This is a genomic window from Bacillus sp. KICET-1, assembly GCF_027721405.1.
Taxonomy (GTDB): domain Bacteria; phylum Bacillota; class Bacilli; order Bacillales; family Bacillaceae; genus Bacillus; species Bacillus velezensis.
In genome coordinates this window covers 2,867,897-2,894,028 of sequence record NZ_CP113515.1, presented here as the reverse complement: position 1 = coordinate 2,894,028, position 26,132 = coordinate 2,867,897, and the positions used below count along the sequence as shown (strand labels likewise).

At 43.1% G+C, this 26,132-nt stretch carries 39 protein-coding genes, 1 tRNA gene and 2 other annotated features; of the genes, 4 read left to right on the top strand and 36 right to left on the bottom strand.

Annotation, left to right across the window (positions count from 1 at the left end):
• Positions 1-179: 179 nt before the first annotated feature.
• The 25 genes from OVA33_RS14990 to OVA33_RS14870 all read right to left on the bottom strand — a co-directional run bounded on the left by OVA33_RS14990 (position 180) and on the right by OVA33_RS14870 (position 10,719).
• On the bottom strand, positions 180-722 hold the full coding sequence (locus OVA33_RS14990) for a site-specific integrase (protein ID WP_017417279.1): 543 nt from the start codon (positions 720-722) through the stop codon (positions 180-182).
• Positions 719-1,171 (bottom strand): ArpU family phage packaging/lysis transcriptional regulator, encoded by a 453-nt coding sequence (locus OVA33_RS14985; protein ID WP_017417278.1) that lies wholly within the window; start codon positions 1,169-1,171, stop codon positions 719-721. Before OVA33_RS14985 ends, OVA33_RS14990 begins: the two co-directional genes overlap by 4 nt.
• An 18-nt stretch (positions 1,172-1,189) precedes the next feature.
• Positions 1,190-1,366 carry a hypothetical protein gene (locus OVA33_RS14980; protein WP_017417277.1) on the bottom strand — a complete coding sequence of 59 codons (177 nt, stop codon included), beginning with the start codon at positions 1,364-1,366 and terminating at the stop codon, positions 1,190-1,192.
• Between the two features lie 105 nt (positions 1,367-1,471).
• Entirely contained in the window at positions 1,472-1,906 is a 435-nt protein-coding gene (locus OVA33_RS14975) for a hypothetical protein (protein WP_017417276.1), read from the bottom strand.
• A 2-nt stretch (positions 1,907-1,908) separates the two neighbouring features.
• Positions 1,909-2,154 (bottom strand): hypothetical protein, encoded by a 246-nt coding sequence (locus OVA33_RS14970; RefSeq protein ID WP_026092239.1) that lies wholly within the window; start codon positions 2,152-2,154, stop codon positions 1,909-1,911.
• The gene (locus OVA33_RS14965; RefSeq protein ID WP_017417274.1) at positions 2,151-2,459 is read right to left on the bottom strand and encodes a hypothetical protein; all 309 of its coding nucleotides are present in this window, start codon (positions 2,457-2,459) and stop codon (positions 2,151-2,153) included. The genes OVA33_RS14970 and OVA33_RS14965 overlap by 4 nt, the downstream gene beginning before the upstream one ends.
• A gap of 189 nt (positions 2,460-2,648) precedes the next feature.
• The gene (locus OVA33_RS14960; RefSeq protein ID WP_110085345.1) at positions 2,649-2,831 is read right to left on the bottom strand and encodes a hypothetical protein; all 183 of its coding nucleotides are present in this window, start codon (positions 2,829-2,831) and stop codon (positions 2,649-2,651) included.
• Between the two features lie 15 nt (positions 2,832-2,846).
• Positions 2,847-3,074: a hypothetical protein gene (locus OVA33_RS14955; RefSeq protein WP_063636452.1), complete on the bottom strand. Its 228-nt coding sequence runs from the start codon at positions 3,072-3,074 to the stop codon at positions 2,847-2,849.
• Positions 3,071-3,373, bottom strand: coding sequence for a hypothetical protein (locus OVA33_RS14950; protein WP_242490562.1), 303 nt, complete (start codon positions 3,371-3,373; stop codon positions 3,071-3,073). The genes OVA33_RS14955 and OVA33_RS14950 overlap by 4 nt, the downstream gene beginning before the upstream one ends.
• Before the next feature lies 1 nt (position 3,374).
• Positions 3,375-4,052 carry a dUTP diphosphatase gene (locus OVA33_RS14945; RefSeq protein ID WP_063636454.1) on the bottom strand — a complete coding sequence of 226 codons (678 nt, stop codon included), beginning with the start codon at positions 4,050-4,052 and terminating at the stop codon, positions 3,375-3,377.
• Entirely contained in the window at positions 4,049-4,372 is a 324-nt protein-coding gene (locus tag OVA33_RS14940) for a hypothetical protein (protein WP_063636455.1), read from the bottom strand. Before OVA33_RS14940 ends, OVA33_RS14945 begins: the two co-directional genes overlap by 4 nt.
• 109 nt (positions 4,373-4,481) lie before the next feature.
• A complete protein-coding gene (locus OVA33_RS14935) occupies positions 4,482-5,492 on the bottom strand; it encodes a DNA cytosine methyltransferase (RefSeq protein WP_083058892.1) in 1,011 nt (336 codons plus the stop codon).
• A gap of 4 nt (positions 5,493-5,496) precedes the next feature.
• Positions 5,497-5,751: a YrzE family protein gene (locus OVA33_RS14930; RefSeq protein WP_083058894.1), complete on the bottom strand. Its 255-nt coding sequence runs from the start codon at positions 5,749-5,751 to the stop codon at positions 5,497-5,499.
• Positions 5,748-6,155, bottom strand: coding sequence for a hypothetical protein (locus OVA33_RS14925; protein WP_101605419.1), 408 nt, complete (start codon positions 6,153-6,155; stop codon positions 5,748-5,750). Before OVA33_RS14925 ends, OVA33_RS14930 begins: the two co-directional genes overlap by 4 nt.
• The gene (locus tag OVA33_RS14920) at positions 6,152-6,532 is read right to left on the bottom strand and encodes a hypothetical protein (RefSeq protein ID WP_017417264.1); all 381 of its coding nucleotides are present in this window, start codon (positions 6,530-6,532) and stop codon (positions 6,152-6,154) included. The genes OVA33_RS14925 and OVA33_RS14920 overlap by 4 nt, the downstream gene beginning before the upstream one ends.
• Before the next feature lie 140 nt (positions 6,533-6,672).
• On the bottom strand, positions 6,673-6,876 hold the full coding sequence (locus OVA33_RS14915; RefSeq protein ID WP_024085436.1) for an XtrA/YqaO family protein: 204 nt from the start codon (positions 6,874-6,876) through the stop codon (positions 6,673-6,675).
• A 79-nt stretch (positions 6,877-6,955) separates the two neighbouring features.
• On the bottom strand, positions 6,956-7,111 hold the full coding sequence (locus OVA33_RS14910; RefSeq protein ID WP_164461509.1) for a hypothetical protein: 156 nt from the start codon (positions 7,109-7,111) through the stop codon (positions 6,956-6,958).
• A gap of 12 nt (positions 7,112-7,123) precedes the next feature.
• Positions 7,124-7,264, bottom strand: coding sequence for a BH0509 family protein (locus OVA33_RS14905; RefSeq protein WP_015387918.1), 141 nt, complete (start codon positions 7,262-7,264; stop codon positions 7,124-7,126).
• 108 nt (positions 7,265-7,372) lie between these two features.
• Positions 7,373-7,921 carry a hypothetical protein gene (locus OVA33_RS14900; protein ID WP_065180849.1) on the bottom strand — a complete coding sequence of 183 codons (549 nt, stop codon included), beginning with the start codon at positions 7,919-7,921 and terminating at the stop codon, positions 7,373-7,375.
• Positions 7,918-8,076 carry a DUF6906 family protein gene (locus tag OVA33_RS14895; RefSeq protein ID WP_015387915.1) on the bottom strand — a complete coding sequence of 53 codons (159 nt, stop codon included), beginning with the start codon at positions 8,074-8,076 and terminating at the stop codon, positions 7,918-7,920. Before OVA33_RS14895 ends, OVA33_RS14900 begins: the two co-directional genes overlap by 4 nt.
• A complete protein-coding gene (locus OVA33_RS14890; protein WP_015387914.1) occupies positions 8,073-8,222 on the bottom strand; it encodes a hypothetical protein in 150 nt (49 codons plus the stop codon). Before OVA33_RS14890 ends, OVA33_RS14895 begins: the two co-directional genes overlap by 4 nt.
• 14 nt (positions 8,223-8,236) lie before the next feature.
• On the bottom strand, positions 8,237-9,070 hold the full coding sequence (locus OVA33_RS14885) for an ATP-binding protein (protein WP_065180861.1): 834 nt from the start codon (positions 9,068-9,070) through the stop codon (positions 8,237-8,239).
• Positions 9,054-9,926: a phage replisome organizer N-terminal domain-containing protein gene (locus tag OVA33_RS14880; RefSeq protein ID WP_038458327.1), complete on the bottom strand. Its 873-nt coding sequence runs from the start codon at positions 9,924-9,926 to the stop codon at positions 9,054-9,056. Before OVA33_RS14880 ends, OVA33_RS14885 begins: the two co-directional genes overlap by 17 nt.
• 228 nt (positions 9,927-10,154) lie before the next feature.
• Positions 10,155-10,478: a DUF771 domain-containing protein gene (locus tag OVA33_RS14875; protein ID WP_038458333.1), complete on the bottom strand. Its 324-nt coding sequence runs from the start codon at positions 10,476-10,478 to the stop codon at positions 10,155-10,157.
• A 1-nt stretch (position 10,479) separates the two neighbouring features.
• The gene (locus OVA33_RS14870) at positions 10,480-10,719 is read right to left on the bottom strand and encodes a helix-turn-helix domain-containing protein (RefSeq protein ID WP_051590111.1); all 240 of its coding nucleotides are present in this window, start codon (positions 10,717-10,719) and stop codon (positions 10,480-10,482) included.
• Between the two features lie 174 nt (positions 10,720-10,893).
• Between OVA33_RS14870 and OVA33_RS14865 the strand changes: the two genes are divergently transcribed.
• Positions 10,894-11,307 carry a helix-turn-helix domain-containing protein gene (locus OVA33_RS14865; RefSeq protein ID WP_038458336.1) on the top strand — a complete coding sequence of 138 codons (414 nt, stop codon included), beginning with the start codon at positions 10,894-10,896 and terminating at the stop codon, positions 11,305-11,307.
• Between the two features lie 260 nt (positions 11,308-11,567).
• Here OVA33_RS14865 and OVA33_RS14860 read toward each other — a convergent pair whose 3' ends face one another.
• On the bottom strand, positions 11,568-11,696 hold the full coding sequence (locus OVA33_RS14860; protein ID WP_257986730.1) for a hypothetical protein: 129 nt from the start codon (positions 11,694-11,696) through the stop codon (positions 11,568-11,570).
• 18 nt (positions 11,697-11,714) lie between these two features.
• On the bottom strand, positions 11,715-12,815 hold the full coding sequence (locus OVA33_RS14855) for an AimR family lysis-lysogeny pheromone receptor (protein ID WP_065180850.1): 1,101 nt from the start codon (positions 12,813-12,815) through the stop codon (positions 11,715-11,717).
• 242 nt (positions 12,816-13,057) lie between these two features.
• Between OVA33_RS14855 and OVA33_RS14850 the strand changes: the two genes are divergently transcribed.
• Entirely contained in the window at positions 13,058-14,164 is a 1,107-nt protein-coding gene (locus OVA33_RS14850; RefSeq protein WP_024085448.1) for a tyrosine-type recombinase/integrase, read from the top strand.
• A 158-nt stretch (positions 14,165-14,322) separates the two neighbouring features.
• On the opposite strand, the gene OVA33_RS14845 is transcribed toward OVA33_RS14850, so the two are convergent.
• The 3 genes from OVA33_RS14845 to OVA33_RS14835 all read right to left on the bottom strand — a co-directional run bounded on the left by OVA33_RS14845 (position 14,323) and on the right by OVA33_RS14835 (position 15,530).
• Positions 14,323-14,395: transfer RNA gene (locus OVA33_RS14845), tRNA-Arg, on the bottom strand.
• A gap of 42 nt (positions 14,396-14,437) precedes the next feature.
• Positions 14,438-14,983 (bottom strand): site-specific integrase, encoded by a 546-nt coding sequence (locus OVA33_RS14840; RefSeq protein ID WP_003153850.1) that lies wholly within the window; start codon positions 14,981-14,983, stop codon positions 14,438-14,440.
• Positions 14,984-15,299: 316 nt separating this feature from the next.
• Positions 15,300-15,530, bottom strand: coding sequence for an excisionase family DNA-binding protein (locus OVA33_RS14835; RefSeq protein ID WP_003153848.1), 231 nt, complete (start codon positions 15,528-15,530; stop codon positions 15,300-15,302).
• A gap of 243 nt (positions 15,531-15,773) precedes the next feature.
• Here OVA33_RS14835 and ggt point away from each other — a divergent pair, with 243 nt between their 5' ends.
• On the top strand, positions 15,774-17,549 hold the full coding sequence (ggt, locus tag OVA33_RS14830; RefSeq protein ID WP_017417935.1) for a gamma-glutamyltransferase: 1,776 nt from the start codon (positions 15,774-15,776) through the stop codon (positions 17,547-17,549).
• On the opposite strand, the gene OVA33_RS14825 is transcribed toward ggt, so the two are convergent.
• The 4 genes from OVA33_RS14825 to OVA33_RS14810 all read right to left on the bottom strand — a co-directional run bounded on the left by OVA33_RS14825 (position 17,479) and on the right by OVA33_RS14810 (position 22,693).
• Positions 17,479-18,771, bottom strand: coding sequence for an MFS transporter (locus OVA33_RS14825; RefSeq protein WP_017417936.1), 1,293 nt, complete (start codon positions 18,769-18,771; stop codon positions 17,479-17,481). The two genes, ggt and OVA33_RS14825, sit on opposite strands and share 71 nt — an antisense overlap.
• 143 nt (positions 18,772-18,914) lie before the next feature.
• The gene (locus OVA33_RS14820) at positions 18,915-19,217 is read right to left on the bottom strand and encodes an ArsR/SmtB family transcription factor (RefSeq protein WP_007407355.1); all 303 of its coding nucleotides are present in this window, start codon (positions 19,215-19,217) and stop codon (positions 18,915-18,917) included.
• A gap of 31 nt (positions 19,218-19,248) precedes the next feature.
• A complete protein-coding gene (gene thrS, locus OVA33_RS14815; RefSeq protein WP_025650406.1) occupies positions 19,249-21,183 on the bottom strand; it encodes a threonine--tRNA ligase in 1,935 nt (644 codons plus the stop codon).
• 52 nt (positions 21,184-21,235) lie between these two features.
• Positions 21,236-21,461, bottom strand: a binding site (T-box leader).
• Positions 21,462-21,494: 33 nt separating this feature from the next.
• Positions 21,495-21,719 (bottom strand) — a binding site (T-box leader).
• Between the two features lie 107 nt (positions 21,720-21,826).
• Complete coding sequence (locus OVA33_RS14810; protein WP_014418081.1) at positions 21,827-22,693, bottom strand: LysR family transcriptional regulator; 867 nt, start codon at positions 22,691-22,693, stop codon at positions 21,827-21,829.
• 118 nt (positions 22,694-22,811) lie between these two features.
• Here OVA33_RS14810 and OVA33_RS14805 point away from each other — a divergent pair, with 118 nt between their 5' ends.
• Positions 22,812-23,792, top strand: coding sequence for a zinc-binding dehydrogenase (locus OVA33_RS14805; protein ID WP_017417938.1), 981 nt, complete (start codon positions 22,812-22,814; stop codon positions 23,790-23,792).
• Between the two features lie 27 nt (positions 23,793-23,819).
• Here OVA33_RS14805 and OVA33_RS14800 read toward each other — a convergent pair whose 3' ends face one another.
• Together OVA33_RS14800 and gltD are read right to left on the bottom strand one after the other, a co-directional pair.
• Positions 23,820-24,368 carry a hypothetical protein gene (locus OVA33_RS14800; protein WP_017417939.1) on the bottom strand — a complete coding sequence of 183 codons (549 nt, stop codon included), beginning with the start codon at positions 24,366-24,368 and terminating at the stop codon, positions 23,820-23,822.
• A 279-nt stretch (positions 24,369-24,647) separates the two neighbouring features.
• On the bottom strand, positions 24,648-26,129 hold the full coding sequence (gltD, locus tag OVA33_RS14795) for a glutamate synthase small subunit (RefSeq protein WP_017417941.1): 1,482 nt from the start codon (positions 26,127-26,129) through the stop codon (positions 24,648-24,650).
• Between the last annotated feature and the right edge of the window lie 3 nt (positions 26,130-26,132).

Genomic DNA, 26,132 nt, shown 5'->3' with positions numbered 1-26,132 from the left:
ATTTTCCACATAACCCAATTAATCATAACTTATATTGTGTCCAATTCCCCGAATCGCTGAATCCTTTGCCACCACTATGTTTAATTCATTTCTCTGAAATGAGTTTGACATTTTCTCAATATGGTTTATTCATAGGAAAAAGCATAAAAAAAGCCCGTCTGTTTTTTAAACAGATGAGCTTATAAGCTGAATGCATCCATTGTTTGATCCATGGTGTCTTGAGTAATTCCGATGTATCTGAGCGTAATGTCAGGGCTTGAATGATTAAATATCTCCTGCAGCAAGGCAACGTCTTTGAATTTCTTATAGTGCCAGTATCCGAAGGTTTTTCTCATTGTATGAGTCCCGATACCATCAAGACCAACATAATCAGCCGCTTCCCTTAAAATATTATATGCCATACTGCGGCTTATCGGTTTATTTAGTCCTTCGCGGCTTTTGAATAAGAATTCTTGATCATCCTTGTCCTTGATATAATCGGCAAAAGCCTTCCTTAATGCTTTATTGATTTTGATTCGCTTTTGTTTACTGGTCTTTTGCTCTCGCAGGTCGATATACATGCGCTTCACGTCCCTAACCCTTAAAAGCCGCAAGTCTGATATACGCAGACCTGAATTAATTCCGGCCACAAAAAGAAGGTGATTCCGTTCGCTCCGTTCTTTCAGGTACTTTTTAATATAATATATCTGATCTAAGTCCCTTATAGGCTGAACAAAATTCATTCCGGCGCGCCCCCGTCCTTATAAACTTCCACGCGAAGAGCAAAGGCCAGCCGGTAAAATGCTTTTGCTTTCGTCCGGTAGTAGCTCCGCTGACTGAGTCTCATCTCTGCATAGACTTCATAATCATACATTTCTTCATTCTGCATATAGAGCATGACAAGTATTTGCCGCTCCTTTTGGGAAAGCCGGTTAACCGCTCTTTGCATTCTCTTTAAAAACCGTTCCCTCTCAATTTCCCAATCCATGCGTTTTAATGCTGCGTCTTCTGTGGAGGAATGAAATTCATTCGAAAAGCTGGGTGGAACAAGGCTGTATGTTGCGGTCACTTTCGGCAAAAAATCTTCCGGCACTTGTAGTAAGTACATGCGATATTGTTCGAGCAGCTTTTCAGCTTTCATTCTCGTAGCTTCTTCGTCAATTTGAGGTATGTTCAGTGTCATTTGATTCATCAAAAATCCCTCCCGTTATTATTTCTGTCTAAAAGCTCCACCACGGCCTCTTTTATATGTAGGCCTGTTTACACCCATGAGGTTCTCCAACTCTCTCTCAGTAAGCTTCTGCGGCTTTTTTTCGATACTTTTGTGTGACGATGGCTGTTTTTCTTTAAAATCAATGCTCAGCGTGGCGTTTTTCTTCGTTTTCATGCCGTCCCTCCGTTCAAATAAAAAACGGACACCAATCAGAGCACAGTGATTCTGTGCAATGATCAGTGTCCGCAGGCTCTCCGTCTTGGACATATTGATTTTTGATTACTTCACGTAAAATTTTGCTGATTCAAATGTTCCAATATAGTTCCGCTTGCCGGAATCAGAGTAGCAGTCCAGCTGGATGACATATGTTCCTTTCCCGGTCTTATTCCGGATCGTTTTCACGTTGAATGATTTCAGAGGCGTTGCCGTTTTGAAGCTGCCCCGCTGTACTAAGTTCGTATCAGTCAGCCCGCCGCCGCTTCGCTTCTTGTATACGCCGGCCGTGTAATAAAGTGTGCTTGATCCTTTTTTCTCGGCTTTCCAGTCCACCGTTGAGGCGCCGGCCGTGTAAGTCGCGGCATCCGTAAACACCCGGCCGCTGTACCTAGATTCATTTTGCCAGCCTGACCATGCTGCGGAAGCAGACGGCGCAACCGCCACCGCTCCCGTAAGTAATGCAGCTGATAGAATGATTGATTTGAATAGTTTTTTCATGATTACTCTCCCCTCATTGCTGTTAATACATCATGGACATAAAAATTCTGCTCCAACGCTTCCCACAGTTCGTCTGTCATGCCTTCTTCTGCTGTCATGTCTTCAAAGTCGGCGCCTGTATACTGGATACTTGATCCGCTTTCTGTTGGTGAAGTTTCCTGCCTGTTAATTTCTTCCCCATTCTCGTTAAACAATTTCACAATGCCTTTTTCTGCTGTGATTTCGATTACGACTTTGTTGATCATCATTCTTCCCCCTTAACGATATATCCCTTCAAAATCGCCTTATTTAGATCATAAGCAGACATGCTGTTCAGCGGATCAAACAATCCGGTCCACGGTTCGACATCACCTATTTTAATGACAAAGTGTTTCCCGACGAATTGAAGGCGCGCAAATTCTTTTTTGTCTCCTTTGGTCAACGTGTTCACTCTTTCAGGTTCGTCATCAGCCATTTTCAAATAAAACTTCATGCCTTCCTCTATCGCCCGCGCCTGTTCCCGTGTGACCTCAACCTTATCGCTTGTTTTGATTATGATTTTTGTCTTTGTCATTCCGCGCCCTCCTTCTTTTTTAACGGCCACCATCCACGAACCAAGTACCCACTGATAACTGCGGCAACTGCCACACAATTTATTCTCGAACTCTGATTGTCGAAATACTGATCCAGGATTGCTCCTATGGAATTGGCAATGACCGACATCATGAGAAGCATCAACATTCTAAATGTGAATTTCATTCCATCACCCCCAGAAATAATTCACAGCACTCACAGCGCCATATACAATCCAAGAGAGGGCGAAAGACAGAATTCGCCAGTTTTGCCCCCGGATCATTTTGTTTTGCTCCTGAATCGTCCGCGCTAAATCTTCGTTACGCGTTTCCAGTTCGATGCACCTTGCTTGCAGTTCTTCGTTTTCTGTCATTGTTCCGCGCCCTCCTCAATAATTCCCTGTCAAAAGACAACCATCCCATGGTCCGGATTCGTGTATCTCCTCAAACTTTTCTATGATGCATTGAAGCGCTTTTTTCGGAAGTAAGTCAATTAGTTCGTTCTCAAAGAAGTCCTGAAGCATGTTATTGTACTCATCATATTCGGCAATTCCTCCGTCTTCATATCCGGCACTTATCATATGTCTGACCTTGTCTCTCATCTGATCGTTTGTCATTTTTCCCCCTCCGGCTCTTCAAACGCTATTTCCTCTTGATCATCCATAAGCGGACTTAACGTAATTGTTACTTCAAGGTAGCTTTCACAAGATTCTTCATCAAAGAAATACTCAACATCGGCTGATAAAATGTGTGTGAAAGTAACGTTCGTTGTCCCTTCTATTTTCAAAGACAATTCATCCCATAGAGGTAATGCGGCCATTACCTCCAAAAATTCAGGAACCTCTTTTAATATTTTTTCTGCATTTTTGAAGTCGACCCGCAATCCGTCTTTTGTTCTAATCGTGTGTTTTTTCATTTCATTTGCCCTCCTGCTGCCGCTGATGATTGACGGCGTTTTTGTCCATGTAAGCCGCTTCAATTTGTTCATGCGTTAACCCAAACATTTTACCTAGACCGATAAAACCCGCAAAAAACTCATCGTAAGTATCAAATAACTTTTCTTCAAACCAATCTTCATGTATTGCTTTATATAAGTCCGATGCATATCCAAACAAGTGGTTAAACTGGTTTACAATAGTGAAGTCAGTCCACTTCCCTAAATTTTCGTGTGCATATCCAATTCGATTCCCAATACTCAAGACAAAATGTAGGCAGTCCACGTATTCCTCAAGTAGTGGGTTTTTATCACGAAAAGCCGTTACATCACCCACGTTACAAACAGGACATATTTCATAATCCGGATCTAATAAGTGTTTAAAATCATCTTTGTTTAAATTTTCTCCGCAATAGTGATTTTCACAACGGAAAAAGGCTGCGTTTTCAGGATTCGCACCAACATTTGTTGATACTTTTGTTCTTGGCTTTTGGTTATTACTCCAATGCTTAAAGCCGCGCCATTCATTCGCACACTCGGCAAGCTCGACCTGTAGAGCAAGAATGAGGTTCGGTAGCAAGTCCTGCCCCTCAAGCCCCTTTTCTTTGATGATCCGATCATCAAGCACCTTTTGCATTTCGAACATTTTTTGTAGATTCATGATTCAACTTTCTCCCTTCTCCGTTTACGCGGAATGCCTATTTTTCTTGCATGATAGAAATAAGTATCAATACATTCGAAACCGAAATGCTGTGCAATTTGGAAGTGTGTCCAATTCTGGTTACGAAGCTCCGTCCATTCTGCCAGAGTGAACAGGCGATACGGTTTCTGGATTACTATGCCGTTAGCCTTTTTCCAGACAGAAAGAGTGGATGGAGAGCAATGCAGTTCCTCTCTCGCTATTTCCGTGTCAGACATACCGCGTTCATGAAGCTCTCGATATTGCTCCTCTGTGAAGCCGATGTCATCAAGTAAAGTCACACTATTTCCTCCTCAACGCCCATGCAGCGCCCACAATGCGGGCAGCGGGCATCTGCGCGGATTTCTAAATCAAGTTTTTTATAATCGCAGTCCGGGCAATGGTATTCGATCATGATGCAGTCTCCTGGTCCATAATTGCCTTAAATATCGGGTAAATCTGCTGCGGCACAACCGCGTTTCCTAATCCTTTAATTCTGTCCACCCGATCGGGAACCCCATGAGCCACTCGACCCACGTCGGGTTCAGTTGCCCAGCATTGCCCGCCGTCATCTGTTTCCGTTCCTGCTCTGAAATAACTCCCTTTTCCTGTAGTTCGCACATCGTTTGAAAAGATCCCGTGCCGCCGCACATCCCTTTTGTTCTCGGAGTGGGCCACATCACAGAATCGTTTAGATTGAGACTCCATCCCTGCTCCGTCTTCCTCTGTGCACGTTTCGAATTGGGCTTGTCTCCCGATCTGTAATCTCTTGACTGCGGGGTCGGGAAAAACTGAACATACCTCCCCAGGCCTATTGATCCGTCTGTTCCGTTGCCTGTCCTCTTCCGTAGCGTTCCCGATGAGTTGATTGTGAAATTGTCGTTCTTCCCTATTATTTTGCCTGTTGTGCCGTCCGAAGCTGTCGGAGTAGGCAACAACGAAAGTTCGATCTCTTCGATGTTTGGCGTCGACGGCACAAGCCGGTATAATAAACGATTGCCCTTTGTAACCCGCACTTTCCAAGTCAAATAGCGTGCGGTCGAGTTCCATGTTTGCGAAGTTAGCAACGTTTTCACCAACAACCCAAGTGGGTCTAAGCTCTTTGATGATCCTAAACATTTCCGGCCAGAGGTCGCGGTCATCTTCCGTGCCTCTTCGCTTCCCGGCAATACTGTAAGGCTGGCAAGGGAATCCCCCTGAAATAATGTCAATTGTTCCACCTGGCTCAATCACTCCTTTTTCTTCTAAAAGCTGTCTATTCAAGGTGCATACATCATCGAAGATAGGTACGCCCGGGAAATTTTTGTTTAATACCTTTTGACAAAAGGGTTCACGCTCGCAGAATGCTACCGTCTCAACGCCGGCCCATTCAGCGGCAAGAGCGATCCCCCCAATGCCGGCGAACAATTCAATACTTTTCATCCCGTCACCCCAACATTCCCGGCAACACGGAGATAGTGAAGAAGATGAGTCCCACGCATGCCCCGACCAGCCAAATATTTGTTTTATCCCGTTTAGCGATAATGGTATCGCCGATCATTTTCAGATCGTCAGACCGAGCGACAAGCGTCGGGATGTAGTCCGGGTGAACCTTTAAAAGCTCGGCCGCCTGCTCGACGGTCATTGCTTCGTCCTTCGTGGCCTTCACATTCCGTTGCAGTTCTACTTGTAATGGCATCATTTTGCAGCACCCTCCATGTCAAAAACTTCAATCGGCGGCATTTCGCCAAGCATGCTGAATATGATTCTTCTTTTCTCAATAAGACTTTTATCAAGATCAGCCGCACTTTGCTTTTTAATGATTTTGATTAAATCCTCACCGACACTTTCAAAAAGTTTCAGTGTGTCTTCTTTGTCGAGTGTCTTTTGATAGATTGAAGGGGTCATCGGAATTTTAAGAATCTGTAGTCCGGTTGTTACCTCTGACACGTTAATATGATCGAAAGTTGGAATCGCGCAGAAACGGTATTTTCCAACTTGAATTTCATGGCCAACCGCCGGCTTCCATTTGCCATCCTTTGGCTTACGTGTATTACTAAAGGCTAGATAGAACTTCTTCACTTTTTTGTCTACTGTAATTTTCATTCCGCAGCCCCCTCCAATGCTATTTTCGCAACGGCGCCCCAATCCATATCAATAGCGGGCGGACAGTCTTCAAATTCATTTGTGTATGTCGTGTCATCAGCGTAAAATTCTAATGCGTTTCTATAACGCTTGTTCTCCGCCTGCAGCAACTTAATATCTTTCTGTGCCTGCCGGAATTGATTGGCCGCAATATCTTGCTGCCGCTGGTGCTCCCGATTCATAGCCTGCTGCATGATTAATTCTTCCGCGAGCTTTTCGGCTGCTGCTTCTAAAGAAATTTGCTCAGGTGCACTGGCCGCCGTTTTCGAAAGGGTGCAAATGTAAGAGCCGGTATATAAAACTTCACCTTTTGATAAGTTGATTTTGAATTCTTTCATGCCCGGGCCTCCCGGTCTAAAAGACATGTTTTACATACAACCCAATGAGCTGAATAATATATTTTTCCGCAGCGTTCACACTTGCGGGCAATTTCGTTTCGATACATTTTCCGTTCCTCCCCCGCAGGGGAAAACCCCTGCTAATTGAATTTATGGCCGATCTCGTAATCACAACGAGCCAGACCGCCTTTTACTGTTTGAATGATTGTTTTACCGTGTTCCGGTGCCTCAACGACATATGCGGCGTTTTGGTTGCCGTCTAACACGATGACAGACACCTTCCCCGGCTCAATAAATTGAGAAACACTTGTATTTTGATTGAGTGATATATGTTTTGGCTGCATGTTCAAAGCCTCCGTATGGTATAATAAAAGTGTCTAGGTTTTATTATTCATACAGTGGCGGTTGCTTTAGCGGCCGTCCTTACATCCAATAGTTTGACGGGAATAGTTGTATGCCAACCTTTGGTTTTTCCGTCGAAATGATTGGGTGTTTTTTTATATACTCAACGCGTTCTTCTTCGCTCATCACCCGTGTTGTAACCTCGCCGTGCTGACGCAAGTTTTTGTTTTCTGTCATGGTGCTGTCCTCCTATTCTTTGTTCATACCTTTGATTTGAAGATTATATAAGCGCTCAAGCTCTTCATCTGTCTGGCGGTTTAAAAAATCTCTGCCATAAGAGCCGATAAGCAAAAGCCATTCCATTAAATGCTTTCGTTCTGCCTGTCCCAAACGTCTGCCACTCCCTTCATAATCAGCATTTGTAAAGCCGCGTTCCTTACCTCTGGGGTACAGTCTTCATATCGCACGATGACCATAAGTTGCTGGACGGTTGCTTTTTCAAAATGGAAGCTTTTGCTTGTTGCGTTCATCTTCTGACGCTTCCTTTCCGAGCAAGCCGGATTCCCGAGGCTCAATGAGGTCTCTTTTTGCTTGGTCGATGATAAGGAATAACGTTTCATCTTCATTCCGTTTCAGCTCTTTTGCTATGTTGAGGTAAGACTCATCTGCCGCCCACAGCTCCCGGAAACGCCTGATTTCACTGTCATAAAACATGAAGTTTAGGTCCTGAAAAGGGATATACACCGGGCTTTCTTCAAACAAATAGCGTAGTCGGTACATTTTATCTTTCATCGTTTTCTCGGATATTCTAATTCTTTTGTTAGCGCGTAAGCCGTTTTTACGGGCGGGCAGGATGTTTTTTCTTGCAAAGTCCATGACCAGCAAAATGATTTCATCCGAATCTCTGTTTAATAATTCCGACATATCAAGAATTGATTTCCCATCATGCCAGTATTGAACGACCTTTTTTAGCTGGACCATTGACCATTCATAATTCATATCCTCCAAAGCCAGTTCGAACGGTTCAGCATTGACCGCCTGACTCATGCCCAACACCTCCGGACCGTTCCTGTATTCCGATGAACGATAATAAGCCGGTGTTCATGCTGCAGATTTTTGCTTACAAGCCAGTTATTCGGGTTTAAGCCGTTTGCCTTAATGACATTTTTCTGTGCGCGCGTCGGGCGCTTCCCGTGTTTCACACTGCATTCCCCCTAAAGTTCTGATAGTCTGCTATTTTTTGATCAAGAATCTTGATAAGCTCGTCTATTTCTTTTTTGCGCTGGTCATCCGTTAATTTGCGTTCAGGGACGATCTGCAGCACGCCGGGCATGATTGCCTGTATCAACTGTTTTCACCTCCTTAAAAGGACAGGGCGGGCGCAGTACGGCCTTTTCTTTCCTTCTGCTTCTCTTCGAATTTGACTGTTTCCAAGTGTGCCGTGAGCCGGCTTACGACTTTCTTGTCATAAAGTTTAGTCAGAGCCACGCCGGATAGATTAGTTGTAACGATCGTGAATTTGCCTTGTCGCCCCGTAGAGACGCCGTACCATACGCGATGAATAAAATCATTTGCCGCCCTGTTTTCGTTGTCTGTGTCGCCCACCTCGGCCCCGAGATCGTCAATGACAAGATAATCAACCCTTGTCAGCAGTTCGATCGCAAAAGCTTCCGTAAGCCTTTCAGAGCTGTCCTTGAATGAGTTCTTTATTCGCCTCATAAGGGCGTCACTGTTTACAAACAACGCTGATTTAGCGTATCCTTCTGCGTCCCTCTTGTTCAGCTCTTTAATGGCTGACATAGCGAGATGGCTTTTTCCTGCGTTAGATTCACCCGTTAAGAAGATATTCATGACGGCTCCTGCCCTCACTTGCTTAACAAGCTCCATCATCCGGCGCTTGTTCCGCTCGTCTTCATGGTTATAACTTTGGAATGTCGAGAACGTCGCTTCTTTGAGTGTGGGATCAGCGATTAGTGAATACATAGATAAAACCTTTTGATCCATCCGGCGGCGCCATTCCTCGGTTTCATGCTCAATCTCCTTATTGCGCTGTTCCCGTTCGCACATGGGACACTTTGCAGAGCCATCCCGAAGTTTAATGAGCTGAACTGGATACGGCTTTTCTTCTCCACCGATAATCCGGGTGTGTTTATCGCAGTAAACAGGATTGCCGTGCTCATCAGTATGGAATGTCATCCTCCGAGATATTTCGCCCTGGACTGCGGCCGCTTGTTCCTTTGTAAAATCCTTCATTCGCTGATCCTCCTTTTTGATTTAGGTAAGATTCAAATTTTGTACCGAACAATGTTTCAGGGCGCAAAAATCTATTCATAGCAGGATCATTGAGCCATTCCTCAGTTTTTACTAGAATGACATGTTTAAAATCTTCAAAGCGAAAACCTTCGTTCCAGCGTGCCTTGATGTCTTTTTTTGTTTTTGGTGTAGTAGGTCGGTATCGTTTGCCCGCTACTTTGTTCAGTAAATCAATGATCAGTTTGTAAGGAATCTCGTCCTTTTCGTTTTTGGAAGAAGATGCGTCGTCGGGTTTACCCGACAATATATCTTTTAATTCTTTTTCTTTATCTAATTCTTTATCTATATCTGCACCGTCACGTGACGTCACGCTAACGTCATTCTCTTTTTCTGGTGCAGAAAGCTGCAATTGCTTCTTTCGTTCCCTGTATTGTCTGTTTCTTTCCGCAGCTAATTTCCTTACCCTATCCATACCTTCGACGTTCTGATGTTTCTCCCAATTTGCGATGGAAATAAATTTATTTTCGTCAACTTCAATCATTCCGAATTGTTGAAAGGTGTTGAGGGCCATTCTAACAATTGGCAAAGGCCTGTTGAAAATAGTTGCCAGCATTTCATCTGTATACGGGATATTCTGATTTAGGTAAATGTAACCTGATGCATTGGTCTTACCGGCTTGAGCAAGGAGTTTAACCCAAATAATTAGGATCGTGTCTGACTCTGGCATTTGCTCAATGAGCTTGATTTTTTCATCCTCGAACATCTTGGTACTTAACTTGATCCATTTAACCTCAGACAATAGGATCAACTCCTTCCGCCTTCGTCAAAGGCCATACAGACCGTTTGCCGTTTACAATTACAGAGCCGAGGGTGTTTTGCTGACATTGATCAGACATGCAGGCGCCGCCTTGAGCTTTTAGTTCGGCAATAGCCCTTTCATGAGTATTAACAGACTCACTTATAACTACGTGAATTTGATTATGTAGCCAGATGCGGCTTTCTAAAATCACATGTATTCTCCTTTCGATTATTTGTTGAAAATCTCAGCAAAGTGTTTATCTAAAAAGGCAGCCATTTTAGAAGCTTGAAAGCTCCAGTTTTGCCCTTTAGCTTGCGGATAAAATACAAAACCCCCGTTTGCTGAATCTAAAAATTTGCGGAACCGACTTGGGTATAAAATGTTTTCTTTAATCCACTCGCTTTTGCGCGCTGTCTTTTTCTCAAGGTCTTTCATGTTCCAATAGACGCCGGACAGTGATTGCTCTCTTAGTTCCTGAAGCTCCACCCTACTGATGAGAATTTTGTCAGCAGGGATCGGAATTGACAGGCTAACATCAAGAAGTTGTTCCAAATTATTTGCCCTCCTCAATATTCCTACAAGAAACTTTTTGATTAAAAAAATATCCTGCAGGTACATTTAGTTTTTTACAGAATTGGTTAATGCTTTTGAAAGTTGGATTTATTTTTCCATTCTCTAACTTATAGATATAGGAGGTAGTAAACCCTGTAAAGTTAGCAAATTCATTGAATGACATGTTTTTTTCTTTGCGAATTTTTTTGATTTTTTCACCAAATAGCATATTGCTGTCCAATGTTTCCCCTCCTTTATTATTCCTACAGGAATATTACAAACTCAATATATCACCTTGCCTATAGCTTTGTAAACCCCTAATTTATGAATTTTTATCCTATCGGAAACAATGCATGTTATAATATTACTACAGTAAAAAACAAAATCTGTTGAGTGGAAAGGTGATTGCTTTCTGATGGAAAAAAATAAGATTATTGGACGGAATATAGCAAAATTAAGAAAGCAAAAAAAGCTTACTCTCCGTCAACTCGCCGATGCAACAGGTGTAACGCAGGGGTATCTCTCGAAACTTGAAGCAGGAGATAAAATAAAAAAACCTTCTTATGAGAAATTAAACGCAATTGCAAAATATTTTAATGTCGATGTTTCATACTTCGCAACAGACGAAGATGAATTAAATAAAATGAGCGATGAAGAAAAAGAATTAGTATTTGCAAGGAATTTAACTCTTGATGTAATAAAGAAAGCAAACATTATTGATAATGAAGGCAATATAATAACAGAAGATGAAAGAGAATTTATGCTTAACGCCCTAAAGTCTTACCGTGAATCTAAGGCTAAATTCTTGGATGACTTAGCCGAAGATTGATTTTGCTGGTTTTTGTTATTCGGTTTGATAATAGTTAAAAGTTCTTCAAATACAATTGTCATTTTCTTGTTACCTCCGAAAGAACATTTGTTCCTGTATATTATATTTTAAAAAAGAATTAAAAAAAATAGTTTTTAAACAATTTCCTGTTTTCGTTTTTTTTGAAAACAGGAAACTTCCCCAAAAAGCACGAAAGACGTTGCCAACAAAGGCATCGTCTTTTTTTAAGTCTGTATCTACTTTTCAGGGTGTTGATGAAATTATGCGCCTACTATAATCTCGGCTGTTTGGAATTCACCTTCTGCATTTGAATGGTCAAATGAACCATTTATGGCCTCTGCAGTCAGTATACCGAACGCCAAGATCAAGACTATTGACATCTTTTTCATCTAAAACACCTCCTGTTACTAAATATTAAAATTAAATCCTAACTTTATCAAGTATATTTTTGGAAGATTAGAACGAAATTGATCTTTTTGCTGTGAAAAAAAGTAAAGCGATAACAGCAACTTTTCTGATGACTCTTCTCTAATTCCGTCAAAAAGCAGCGCGTAGCTTTTATAAAAATCATGCTGATAAAAAGAACTCAATGAATCCTTTTTCGCTAGTGACTTAGCAAAAGTAGTCACCTGATAATCTTCCGGAATCTCCTTATCCCAAAATGCTTGCAGGATGGCTATTTCTTCTTTATTCTGAACTAATTCTTTTTTTCTGTCTGGAAAAGTGCTGAGCAGTTGAATACACTTCTTATAGTATTCATAAGATAGAAAATAAGATTCGTTCATGTAGGACAACGCTAATATGTACAATGCTGTCAAATTTAAATTAACACTAAGGTTTTTCTCACGAAGAGAGTGAGCAACTTCCCTAGCCTTAAAAACAGCATTATCCTGCTTCAAATACAGATTCACAGAAACCTCTTCTAAACGAGCAGAGAATGCCATTTTTAGAAACGGATCAGATATCATATTGATATTCTTTTGAATCGTTCCAATTTTATCAATTGTTAATTCATACTTTCTGCTTTGGTAATTAGCATACATTTCTAAGACAAGAAGTAGTGTTTTTGTATCATGACAATCTGATTTGAGGTCGTTAAGTTTCTCAATATATTCCGAGCTTCCAAGTGACAATCTGTATTCCAACATGAATTTATAGATTCCAGACCACGAACTGATCTTACCCTCTTTTTTAATTTGCCTATCAATTAAGTTTTCTATAACTGAAAAGAGTCTCTTGGCATAACAATATTCTAATGCTGCAGGATAATTCTTCTTCTTAACTCCGTTTAAACAATATTGCTTTATCAGTTCAGTTTCATTATCCGGGTCAAGATACCTTATGATCTCTCGAACCATCCAAAAGTTTATCTCTTTCCCACTGAGAAACTTACTTAAATAACCTTCACTTATCCCAATTTTTGCAGCAATCATATTCTGCTTTTCATTGGATGACTTTATCAATTCTTTTATATGAATCCTTATATCTCTAGTTGCTACTGATTCCATATGATCACCTTTTCACCTCAAATTTAACATAATCACAAAGAAAATTTTGTCGAACGATGGCGATAAGATTTAGAATTTTTTGATTTTTTACGTTATAATTTATTCCTCTCAATACTTATTATACCTTATTTTACAATGGTTAACTAAGCGAAAAGCCTTATTTGAAACAATCTTTTAAATAAATTAAGATAGTGCTATCCTATTATTGGAGAATTAAAGTTCCCCCTATAGGAGTGAATGAAATGGCTAGTTTCCTAAAACGCGGTAAAACGTGGCAGTATTGCGTTAGCGCTAAACCCAAGCCCATCAGGAAAGGCGGATTTAAAACTAAGAAGGAAGCTCAAGTGGCTGCCGCAGAGGTTGAAGATAAATTGAGGAAATATAAAACGCCGGGCACAAAAAAAGTCCTCTTTGATGAATACTTTAAAAGTTGGGTAAATGTTTATAGAGCTGATATTGGTGCCATCACTCGTGAAGGTTACTATATTACACTTAGAGAAATTTCAGAGAATTTTGCAGGAAGATATATCAATGACATCACTAAACGAGAATATCAAGAGTTTTTAAATAAGTTTGGATCTCAACACGCAAAAGAAACTGTTAGAAAAATAAATACGCACATTAGAGCTTGTGTGCAAGAGGCAATTGAAGAAGGGATTATTCAGTTTGATTTTACCAGGAAAGCAAAATTGATTGGAAGCGTGGAATCAAAACGCCCGGAAGAAAAACACTTGAATTATGTTGATAGTCAAAAGCTTTTAAATGAATTATATGTGCGCAAGGATCAGTCTATCGGATATTATTTATTAATACTGGCCCTCACTTCAGGAATGCGTTTTTCTGAAATGTTGGGATTAACACTCGAGGATTTCAACTTTGAATTAAATGAGATTACAATCAACAAAACCTGGGATTATAAAAAAGGAACGGGTTTTGCTACGACAAAAAATGCGTCTTCAAATAGGACCATTAAAATGGATTCTAATACAATGGATTTATTCAAAAAGTTGTTATCCGAAATGCCTGATAACATACATAATCTTGTATTTTATAGTCCTCGCAGTTCTAGAAAAGTCATCACTAACGAATTTGTCAACAAAATATTGAAAAAGACATTGACTGACTTGAAAATAGAACCAATTTCGATACATGGGTTGAGACATACACATGCCAGCGTGTTACTCTACAAGAGGATTTCAATTTATTATGTCTCAGAGCGTTTAGGACATGCTAAGATAGATACCACGCATAATTATTATTCACATGTAATTAAAGAACTACGTGAAGAAGACACCCAAAACACCCTTGATTTATTTGAAAAAATGCCTGACGTGAAAACATCTGTATAGAAATGTGCAAAAAATGTGCAAAAAAAAATAAAATCGCATCGTTTTTCAGCGGATTCTCACAAAAATAAAAAGCTTGCAAAAACGACGAAAACCCTTGTGTGACAAGGGTTTTTCTGTTTTACCGCCATTATTAATCTGCACTTATCTTATGCGGAAAACGCTCTAGGAGAGATTCGAACTCCCGACCTGCAGTTTAGGAAACTGCTGCACTATCCGCTGTGCTACTAGAGCCTGCTTCTATTATAGTAACGCTGGCGGCCGTTTTTTTCAAGTCTACAGCCCTCCGAACACTTTATAGGCGGCTCTCGTCGTATCTTCATCTATTCCGATATAACGCATTGTAATAGACGGAGAAGAATGATTCAAAATCCTCTGCAGTTCAGCAATGTCTTTTGTCCTCTGATAAAAATGATACCCGAACGTCTTTCTAAGCGTATGCGTCCCGATTTCCTCCAACCCGCAAGCGGCAGCCGCTTCCTTTAATATTCTGTATGCCTGAATCCGGGATATGGGCTTATTCGTCCGTTTCGATTTAAACAAATAGTCATCCTCTTTCATGTCTTTTGTATAAGCGTATATGTCGGCCTTTAAAGACTCCAGTATCAGAATTTTTCTTTTCTTTCTCGTTTTGCTTTCGGTTGCCCACACATGGTCTTTGTTCCTTACATCCCTCACGCGAAGCGGCAGAACATCTGAAATCCGCAGTGCGCTGTTCATGCCGAAAATAAATAAAAAATAATCACGATCACTTTTTTTCATTAAATACTGTTTGACTTCCTGGATCTTCTCCAAACTTCGGATCGGCTGTACGATATGCATCAAAAAACCCCTTATAATTGGTAAAGTAACATATTGAGCATTATGTTACTATTATAACCGAAACCCGTTGAATGATAAAGGATAAAGGGTCTTATGTAACATAATATACATAGTGTTACATAAGGTGAATCAGATACGCAGCTTCAACGAATTCCTCAAAAACATCATTTTCAGACCGTTGACAAGCTTTTAAACAAATAGAGACTCAAGGTATTAAAAAATGAAAACATAGGCCTTAAAATGAAATCTGAGCATCCGTTTTTTGTGAGCAACCGAAAAAAAGTGAAAAAAAAAAGACACAATATGAAATTGTGTCCTAATCTTCATCTTTTACATCAATGTCCTCAGGAAGCGGCTCATTTAAAAACTCTTGAATCATTTCCTTATATTTTTCCAGCTGCTCGAGATGTGTTTGAAATTGTTCCTTGTTGATTAAATATTGCTGCCCGTCATGGACGGCTCTTATTTTATTCGTCAAAACAAGATTGTGCACATATTCTTCAGGAAGACTGGTAAACTCAGCTGTCTCTTTGATCGTTAAATACATGGCTCACGTTCCTTTCATATGTCATATGAGTGAATTCTGTTTTGTTTATTGTAGCTTATTTTTTGTCTTTATGCTTGTTTCACAGCTTTTTCAGTCCGGTTTCCCATTTAGCCTATTTGCGACTGATTACATTCACACAGAAACCCCAACTTTTTGCACACCGGACTATTCCGTTTGTCACTTGTGAAAACAGCACATTTTACTTACTCTATAATTGTAAGCGGAAAACAAAGGAGGCAGACTATGAAAAAGAAAAAGTTTATGAATCTCTGTTTTATCGTTCTGCTCAGTACTTTGCTCGCGGCCGGAAGCATCCCTTATCACGCTCAGGCTAAGAAACACCCGTTTTCCTATGACGACTACAAACAGGTAGATGTCGGCAAAGACGGCATGGTTGCCACCGCCCATCCTCTCGCTTCACAAATCGGTGCCGACGTGCTGAAAAAAGGCGGCAATGCAATTGACGCCGCGGTTGCCATTCAATTCGCATTAAACGTAACTGAACCTATGATGTCTGGAATCGGCGGCGGCGGATTTATGATGGTTTATGATGCGAAGACGAAAGACACCACCATTATCGACAGCAGGGAACGCGCACCGGCAGGCGCAACACCGGATATGTTCCTTGACGAAAACGGCAAAGCCATTCCTTTCTCCGAACGCGTTACGAAAGGGACTGCAGTCGGTGTTCCGGGAACATTAAAAGGACTTGAAAAAGCGCTAGACAAATGGGGCACACGCTCCATGAAACAACTCATCACCCCTTCCATTAAACTTGCCTCAAAAGGCTTTCCGATCGATTCGGTTTTAGCTGATGCCATCTCAGATTATAAAGACAAATTATCACACACTGCTGCAAAAGACGTGTTTCTTCCGGACGGAGAACCTCTGAAAGAAGGAGACACACTCATCCAAAAAGACTTAGCCAAAACATTTACAGCTATTAAGTACAAAGGCACAAAAGCATTCTATGACGGTGCATTCTCCAAAAAGCTTGCAGAAACAGTGCAGGAATTCGGCGGCTCAATGACAGAAAAAGACATTAAAAACTTCAATGTGACGATTGACGAACCGATCTGGGGAGATTACCAGGGCTATCATATCGCAACTGCTCCTCCTCCAAGCTCGGGCGGTGTTTTCCTGTTGCAAATGCTGAACCTCCTGGATGATTTTAAGCTTTCTCAATATGATATCCGTTCTTGGCAAAAATATCAGCTTCTCGCAGAAACGATGCATTTGGCTTATGCTGACCGCGCCGCATTTGCCGGGGACCCAGAATTCGTCAACGTCCCTCTCAAAGGTCTCTTGAATCCAGATTATATCAATGCCCGCAGACAGCTGATAGATATTGATAAAGTCAATAAAAAACCGAAAGCCGGCGATCCTTGGTCCTATCAGGAAGGTTCTGCAAACTATAAACAAGTGGAGCAGCCGACTGACAAACAGGAAGGTCAAACGACTCACTTCACGGTAACCGACCGCTTCGGCAATGTCGTATCTTATACGACAACAATTGAACAGCTGTTCGGTTCCGGCATTATGGTTCCCGGATACGGCGTTGTGCTGAATAATGAGTTAACAGACTTCGATGCGGTGCCTGGCGGCGCAAATGAAGTGCAGCCGAATAAACGTCCGCTCAGCAGCATGACTCCGACTATTTTATTCAAAAATAACGAACCAGTCCTGACTGTCGGCTCCCCCGGCGGAGCAACGATCATTTCTTCCGTCCTGCAAACGATCCTGAACAAAGTTGAGTACGGCATGGATCTGAAAGCGGCGGTCGAAGAGCCGAGAATTTACACAAACAGCATGACATCCTATCGATATGAAAAAGGAGTGCCGGAAGAAGCCCGCACAAAACTGAACGAAATGGGGCATAAATTCGGCAGCAGCCCGGTTGATATCGGTAATGTGCAAAGCATCCTGATCGACCGTGAAAACGGCACCTTCACCGGAGTTGCCGACTCAAGCCGAAACGGAGCCGCAATCGGCGTAAACTTGAAAAATTATAAAAAATAACAAGATAAAAAGCCTCGTTTCTCAAGCTGAGAAATGAGGCTTTTGTTTCTTCTGCACTGTATTCAGATGAGGGTTTTTCAGACGTTAATGATGCAAGCGAAAGCACGCCGCACATCGCGATGACAACACCCGCTGATCCGATCCATGTCACTGACGCAAGAGACAGATGAGTGACAACAATGCCCCCGATGCCCGCCCCGGCTGCCATAGCCAGCTGCATCACAGACTGGTTGAGGCCAAGTAATACACCCGATGATTCAGGCTCCATCGTTGCCAAATGATACTGCTGAGCAGGCCCAGATGACCAGGCGGCGAAGGACCAAAATATAAGCACTGCCGCCGCTCCGAAAGCAGAATATGTGACAAACGGCAATAACATGAGCATGATAGCATGAAGCGCCATTCCGCCGATTAATGTCATACGCGCCCCCCATTTGTCTGCGCTGAAACCGCCTGCTTTAGAACCGGCAAGACTTGCAACACCGAAAATAAGCAGCAATGTACTCAGTATTCCGCTGCCGATATGAGTGACGTTCAGTAAATACGGAGAAAGGTACGTATACGCAACCGAATAGCCTCCGAGCCAAAAAAACGTAATGGCCAGCCCGACAGCCACCTTTCGTTTCTTCAAAAGAGAAAATTGCTGAATGAGCGGCACCGGTTTATCTCCTTTTATCTCAGGCAGCGCGAAACGTATAATAAGCATGGCAATGATTCCGATTGCCGCAATTCCGGCGAAAACCACCTTCCAGCCGAAAGCTTCAGACACGGTTCTTCCGATCGGAACACCGATAATGAGCGCCGCCGTAAACCCCATAATGACGGTTGCGAGAGAACTTGCCTGTTTTCCCGGGGGAGCGATTTTTGCTGCGATCGTAAGCGCGGTGACCACCACAGTTCCTGCTCCAAGCGCCATGATCACCCGTGCTCCCGCAAATAAGCCGAATCCCTGCACAAGGAAAGAAATGATATTCCCGATAACAAACAGCCCCAGAGCATAGATCATGAGCTTCCTTCTGTCCAGTTTTGCTGTAAGGGCCATCATGACAGGCGTTCCGATTGCATAAACAAGTGAAAAAATCGTAATCAGCTGCCCTGCCGCTGCCACAGTAACTCCCAAGGAACCTGCAATTTTATCAAGCATCCCGGATATCACATATTCAGACGTCCCCACTAAAAAACTGATAATTGCCAAAATGTAAATCTTCCAGGTATTTTGCACCTGACACACTCCTTCATTGATGATTTATATAAAGATATATTGTGATATATCGATATAAAGAGTTGAACAAACAGAAACAAATCGCAATATGTCGATGTGTAGTCGGAAAAAGAAACTGAATCCCTCTTCTAAAGGATTCAGCCCTACATTTCGCGCTGAAAATAATCGGCCATCGCCTTTATCGCTTCTTCATCTCTTTTATAATAGGTGTATTTGCCAATCCGTTTTGTTTGGATAAGGCCCGCCCGCTGAAGAATGGAAAGATATTGAGACGCCGTTGACTGTGTCATCTGAAGCTTATCGGTGATCTGGCTGACACATACTCCGATCTCATTCATATCAATGCCATCATGCGGGGCGAAGTGACGGTCCGGCTCTTTCAGCCATTGTAAAATCTCAAGCCGTGACTCATTAGACAACGCTTTAAAAACATCAATAGGTTTCATACGCTTTATTATATCGTGATTTTACGATATGTCAATGTTGTTTTTCTTCAATCTCTATTTTTTGTTTTGCCTCTCTTATGATCCGGGACATAAAATCACTCACATTCTCTTCAAATGTGTCTTCCCGCCCGTATTGCCGTACATGTACAGATTGATGGCGGCACTCTTGATCCCCCACAACCGCAATATACGGTATTTTTTTCATTTGTGCTTCTCTGATTTTATAGCCGAGTTTTTCATCGCGCTGATCGAGCTCAGCCCGGATACCCGCTTTCTTCATTTGCAAGTGCACCTGTTCTGCGCAGTCCAGGTGTGCGGTGTTTGATACTGGGATGATTTTTGCCTGTACCGGTGCAAGCCATAAAGGGAACGCTCCCCCGAAATGTTCTGTAATGATTCCGAGAAATCTGTCGAGAGATCCGAATACCGCCCGGTGGATGACAACAGGACGGACTTTTTGGTTTTTTTCATCAATATATGTTAAATCAAATTTCTCCGGCATTTGAAAATCCAGTTGGACAGTGGCACATTGATGGCTCCGGTTCAGCGCATCTTTTATATGAATATCAATTTTCGGTCCGTAAAATGCGCCATCTCCCCGATTAAACCGAAAACGATATCCCTGTTCTTTTAATACTTTTTCTAATGCGCTCTCAGCCCTGTTCCACAAGCGTTCGCTTCCCATGTAATCTTCCGGTCTTGTTGACAGCTCAATATCATAGGAAAAACCAAATGCGGTGTACACCTCGTGAATCAGCTGCAGCGCCGAAGCGATTTCACTCTCGATCTGATCCTGCGTTACAAAAATGTGTGCGTCATCCTGGCAAAAAGATCTGACGCGGAGCAGGCCATTAAGCGCCCCGCTGAATTCGTGACGGTGCACCTGACCGAACTCAGCCATCCGAATCGGAAGATCACGATAAGAACGAAGCTTTTCTTTAAATATGAGCATGTGGCCGGGGCAGTTCATCGGCTTTAACGCAAAGCGCTGATGATCGGCTTCTGAGAAATACATATTCTCTTTATAATGATCCCAGTGGCCGGATTGCTCCCAAAGACGCTGGTTCATCATCATAGGGGTACGCACTTCCTGATAATGATAGGCATCCTGCTTTGAACGCAGAAATGATTCAAGCGTGTTTCGGATAAACTGACCGTTCGGCAGATAAAAAGGCATACCCGGCGCCTCTTCCGAAAACATAAAAAGTTGTAACTCCGCTCCCAATTTCCGATGATTTCTCATCTCCGCCTCTTTCAACAGCTGAAAATGTCTGTTCAGCTCCTTTTCTGAGGAAAATGCTTTCCCATAGATGCGCTGGAGCATTTTTTGGTTGCTGTCGCCGCGCCAATAAGCCCCTGATACATGAGTGAGCGAAAAAGCTTTTATCTGTCCGGCAGACGCCAAGTGCGGACCCCGGCATAAATCAATGAATTCGCTCTGGCGGTATATACTGATTGTATCAGTCTGCGGAATACCCGCTAAGAGCTCAAGCTTCAGCGGTTCATGAGCAAACAGCTGCTCTGCCTCTTCTCTGGGGATTTCTTCTCTGATAATTTCCGGATTTTCCGAAATGATTCGGTTCATCTCTTTTTCAATGACGGCCAGGTCTTTTTCAGTAATCGTTTCATCCATATCAAAGTCATAATAAAAGCCATTGTCAATAACGGGTCCGATCCCTAAACAAACCTTCGGATACAGACGTTTTACCGCTTGCGCCAATACGTGTGCTGCTGTGTGTCTCATCACTTCCAGTCCTGCTTCAGACTGAAAACTGCACAGTTCAATCGCCGCATCCTTATGAATGCTTCTTCTAAAGTCATATAACGATCCGTTTACCTTTCCGGCGGCAGACGCCTTTTTCAGACTCGGACTGATTGATTGAGCGATCTCTTCTAACGTAACGCCTTTCCGGTATTTTTTTTGTTTTCCATCAGGAAAAGTAATCACAATGTGTGGCTTCTTCACGGTCTGATCTCTCCTTTATTTTTAATAAAATAAAAAACACACTCATCCCAAAGAAAGGGACGAGTGTGTGTCAGACCCGCGGTTCCACCCAAATTCCCGCCACTTTAAGTGACGGCTCATTTTTGCCGTAACGCAGCTATACGGTATCGGCTGCTTTCGTTCACCGATACAGCTCAAAAGGCGGTAAGCTCATTCTTCGTGCCGGGAAGGTCTCAGCCGCGCCTCCCCTCTCTGTATGGCCGGTTAAAATGTCTCATGTCCTTTATCATTGCCATTTTTCTTATATAAACATAAAAACACACTCATCCCAAAAAAGGGACGAGTGTGTGTCAGACCCGCGGTTCCACCCAAATTCCCGCCACTTCAAGTGACGGCTCATTTTTGCCGTAACGCGGCTATACGGTATCGGCTGCTTTCGTTCACCGATACAGCTCAAAAGGCGGTAAGCTCATTCTTCGTGCCGGGAAGGTCTCAGCCGCGCCCTCCCTCTCTGTATGGCCGGTTAAAATGTCTCATGTCCTTATCATTGCAGATACTTTATCCGAAAAACTTTCTTTTATTATACATAAATTTTCCGAAAAAGAAAGTTTTTTTAAGAAAAACCAGAACGAAAAAAATTGGCGTACACAGCTGTCCTGTTTTCTCATCTTCCGTTCGGTAATGCTTTTAATCCATTCAGCAGTTCTTCAAACGCCGATGTCAAAAATAAATCACTCCGGTAGATGAATGATATATTCATATTCCGAAAATGTTCAGGGAGCTCATGAAGAAAAAGATTTTTCCTGTTTTGAAAATAACGGACGGCTGATGCAGGCAGAAAGGAAACCCCCATCCCCGCCTGCACCGCCCCAATAATGGCTTCCAACGTACCGAATTCAATGATTTTATATGCGGGCACTGCCTCTTCTTTCAGTATGTTTTTTATTTTGCGGCGGTGCGAACAGCCCGCGGCAAAATACAGAATCGGATCTCGCAACAAGTCTTGCAAACTGCCTTCCCGCTTATTTGAGACCAAGACCAATTCTTCTTGAAATACAGCGACTTGCTCAAGATCTTCGTATTCGACCGGTCCATAAACAAAAGCGCCGTCCAGCTCATAGTGTAAGACGCGCTGCACTAAGGTATGTGTATCACCGGTTGACAGAGACAGCTGTACTTTCGGGTAGCGGCTGCAATACTCTGTGAAAAATTGAGGGAGATGGACGGCTGCCGCCGTTTCAAGAGAACCGATTCGAAGCGGGCCGTTCGGATCGCCTGCCTCTTGCGCCGTTTTTTGCGCCTCATGCAGCAATTGAAGGATTCTGTCTGCGTCTTTCAATAAGTTTTCACCTGCGGGCGTCAGCGTCATCCCCCGATTTGTGCGGTAAAAAAGCTGTGTTTGTAATAGCCGTTCCAGCTGCTGAATCCGGTTTGTCACATTTGATTGAACATAATGCAGGCTTTCTGCCGCCTTTGAAATACTTCCTTTGCGGGCGACAGCCTGAAAAATCTTTAAGTCTCCGCTTTCCATGTAAGGACACCTTCTTGCTATGATTTTTATTGATAGCCGGCTATCAATTTTCATTTATTTACTGCAGCTGATACAGCCTGTAAAATCTTTCTCATCAATTATAAAGGAGAGAAGAATGATGAATGCCCTTATCATACACGAAAATGGCTTTGATTTCAGGCAGGCACCTGACAAACGGCCGGGAAACGGCGAAGTAAAAATAAAGCTGAAAACAGCCGGATTAAACCATCGCGATTTGTTTTTAATGAAAAACCACAAAACCGGAAACCATGAATTTACTCTCGGTTCAGACGGCGCGGGAATCGTAACCGAAATAGGACACGGCGTCCGGTCTCATTTACTGCATGCAGAAGTCATCATCAACCCGGTGCTGAATTGGAAGACTGTTGAGGACGTACCAGCCGTCCCTGATATTTTAGGTGGTCCGAGCGACGGAACATTTTCACCTTATGTCATCGTTCCTGAGGAAAATGCCGTTTTAAAACCCGAACACCTGACTTGGGAGGAAGCGGGCGTGCTGCCGTTATCAGCATTAACCGCTTATCGCGCCTTATTTACAAAAGGACAATTAAAAAAAGGCGAACACCTTATCCTTCCGGGCATCGGAAGCGGCGTGGCAACATATGCCTTATTAATGGCAAAAGCTATCGGAGCGACAGTCAGCGTCACTTCCCGCAGCGAAAACAAAAAACAAACCGCACTGTCATACGGTGCAGACCGGGCGATTGACAGCTACGGTGACTGGAATGAGGCGCTGAATGGCGAAAAAGCAGATATCATACTTGACGGTGTAGGCCCCGCCTTGTTTCAACACTATCTTGACATTATGAAACCGAATGGCCGGATCGTAACATTTGGCGCCAGTTCAGGCGATCAGCTCGGATTTCCTATTCGCTCGCTGTTTTTTCCGCAGATTCATATTCTCGGTACATCAATGGGAAGCAATAAGGAATTCGCGGATATGCTGGAATTGATAAACCGCTGCGGCATCCGTCCCATTATCGACCGTATGTATTCTCTCAGAGAAGCAGCTGCCGCTTTTAACAGAATGCGGGAAGGACGGCAGTTTGGCAATATCGGCTTTCGTTTGGATGTCTAAAAAAGAGGAGCGGACCCGTCCGTTTCCTTATGTGTTTATAAGCGTTTCCGCTCTGACATACTCTTGATAGGCTTCTTTCAAATAAACAAAAAAGTGTTTACCCCCGGCTTTTAAAACTTTTCGATGATAGAGCCACACGACGGGTAAAGTGCCCGTCAATAAAATAAAGCGGGAAAACACAGCACACGTATTGGTGATCTTTAAGCGGCGCCGGCCGAACTTGTGCAGTGCTTCCGCTTGAAATTCAATATGTTTTTCTTCATCAATTAAAATCTGCCCGCAAATTGATCGCAGACACACAGAGCCCGTCACGTTTTTTAAGGCGTCATAATAAACGGCGGCGATGATTTCCGCCGTCAGCAGCACCGTGATCGACTGCTCAAGGCTTGCAAATCGTCTCAGTCTGCGGAAGACTTGATCAACCCAATGCTTTTCCAGCTTTGGGATATTGTGCCGGTTCATGAATATTTCCAATTCACCCGCATGCCTTTGTTCATCCTGAATAAATAAAATCAGCGCTTCCAGATAACTTTTGTCAGCACAATCCTTTAAGAAACGTTTTGCAGCAGCTATCAAAAACAGACCTTCTGAACTTTCGCCGATTTGAAACTGCTGAACTGAAGAACAAATAACGCGGCGCTCAGTTTCAGAAAGCTGATCATATTTACAGTTAGTTCCTTGACTGCTGATTGATTTCTACGAAAATAATCTCTCCACTCTGTAAAACAAAATTCCATTTGTTATCCTCCATTCCCATCACGTTACCCTTATATGACCAATACAGGAAGAAGGAGGTTTCATTTCAATACGAAAAACCGGCTGATCCCAGCCGGTTTTATAAATAAACCCCTTTATTTACGGTAAAACAGTGCTCCCCATTAAATAACTGTCGACTTCGCGCGCTGCTTCCCGGCCTTCATTAATCGCCCATACAATCAGGCTTTGGCCCCTTCTCGCATCCCCTGCGGCGAAAACACCGTCAACATTCGTTTTATAATCCCCATATGCTGCCTGAATTTTATGATTTGCCGAATCGACACCGAACTGTTTCAATAATGGCTGTTCTGTCCCTTCAAAACCGATGGCGATGAACACCAGCTGAGCAGGCCATACTTTTTCTGTCCCGGGCAGTTCATGAAATTCATACTTTCCGAATTCGTTTCTGACTTTTTCCATTTGAATGGTGTGAATCTCTTGTAAGCGGCCCTGCTTATCGGCCACCATTTTTGTCGTCTGAATTGAATATTCTCTCGGGTCTTTGCCGAACTTTGCCTGCGCTTCTTCATAAGCGTATTCAAGGGTAAAGACGTGCGGCTGTTCAGGCCACATATTGTCGTTCGTGCGCGTCTGAGGAAGTTTAGGATGTTTCCCGAACTGGTGCACGCTGCGCGCTTTTTGGCGCAGCGCGGTTGCCACGCAGTCAGCTCCTGTGTCTCCTCCGCCGATCACGATGACGTCTTTCCCTTTAGCGTCTATAAATTGTTTGTCTTTGAAGTTGGAATCTAAATAGCTTTTCGTCGCCAGTGTTAAATAGTCCATCGCATAATGGACGCCTTTTGCTTCCCGGCCTTCAATCAGCAGATTGCGCTGCTTTTGGGCGCCTGTGCACAAAATGACGGCATCAAATTGATCTTTCAGCTCATCTGCCGTTATGTCAACGCCGATTTCGGTATTTGTCACAAAATCTATACCTTCCTGCGTCAAAAGCTTAATACGGCGTTCAACGACATTTTTCTCAAGCTTCATGCTCGGAATGCCGTACATCAGCAGGCCGCCGGCTCTGTCGGCACGCTCATAGACTGTTACGGAATGACCGGCTTGATTCAGCTGATCAGCGCTTGCCAGACCTGCCGGGCCTGAACCGACGACAGCGACTTTTTTACCTGTGCGTTTCGCGGGAATTCTCGGCTGAATCCATCCGTTCTCAAAACCTTTGTCAATGATCGTCCGCTCGATGTTTTTAATTGAAACAGCCGGATCTGAAATGGCCAGCGTACAAGATCCTTCACAAGGAGCGGGACAGACCCGCCCTGTGAATTCAGGAAAGTTATTCGTTTTCAGAAGGCGCTCCAAGGCTTCTTTCCAGCGCCCCCGATAGACGAGGTCATTCCACTCCGGTATCAGATTATAAATCGGGCAGCCGGAGGTAAAACCGTTGATATCAGCGCCGATTTGGCAAAACGGTGTGCCGCAATCCATACACCGCGCCCCCTGCCGCTTTGACGCTTCATCTGAAAATGGAGCCGAATACTCTTTCCAATCCTTTAAGCGAGTGAGAGGGTCCCGCTCAGCCGGTTTTTCTCGTTTTTCTTCCATGAATCCAGTTGGTTTCCCCATGTT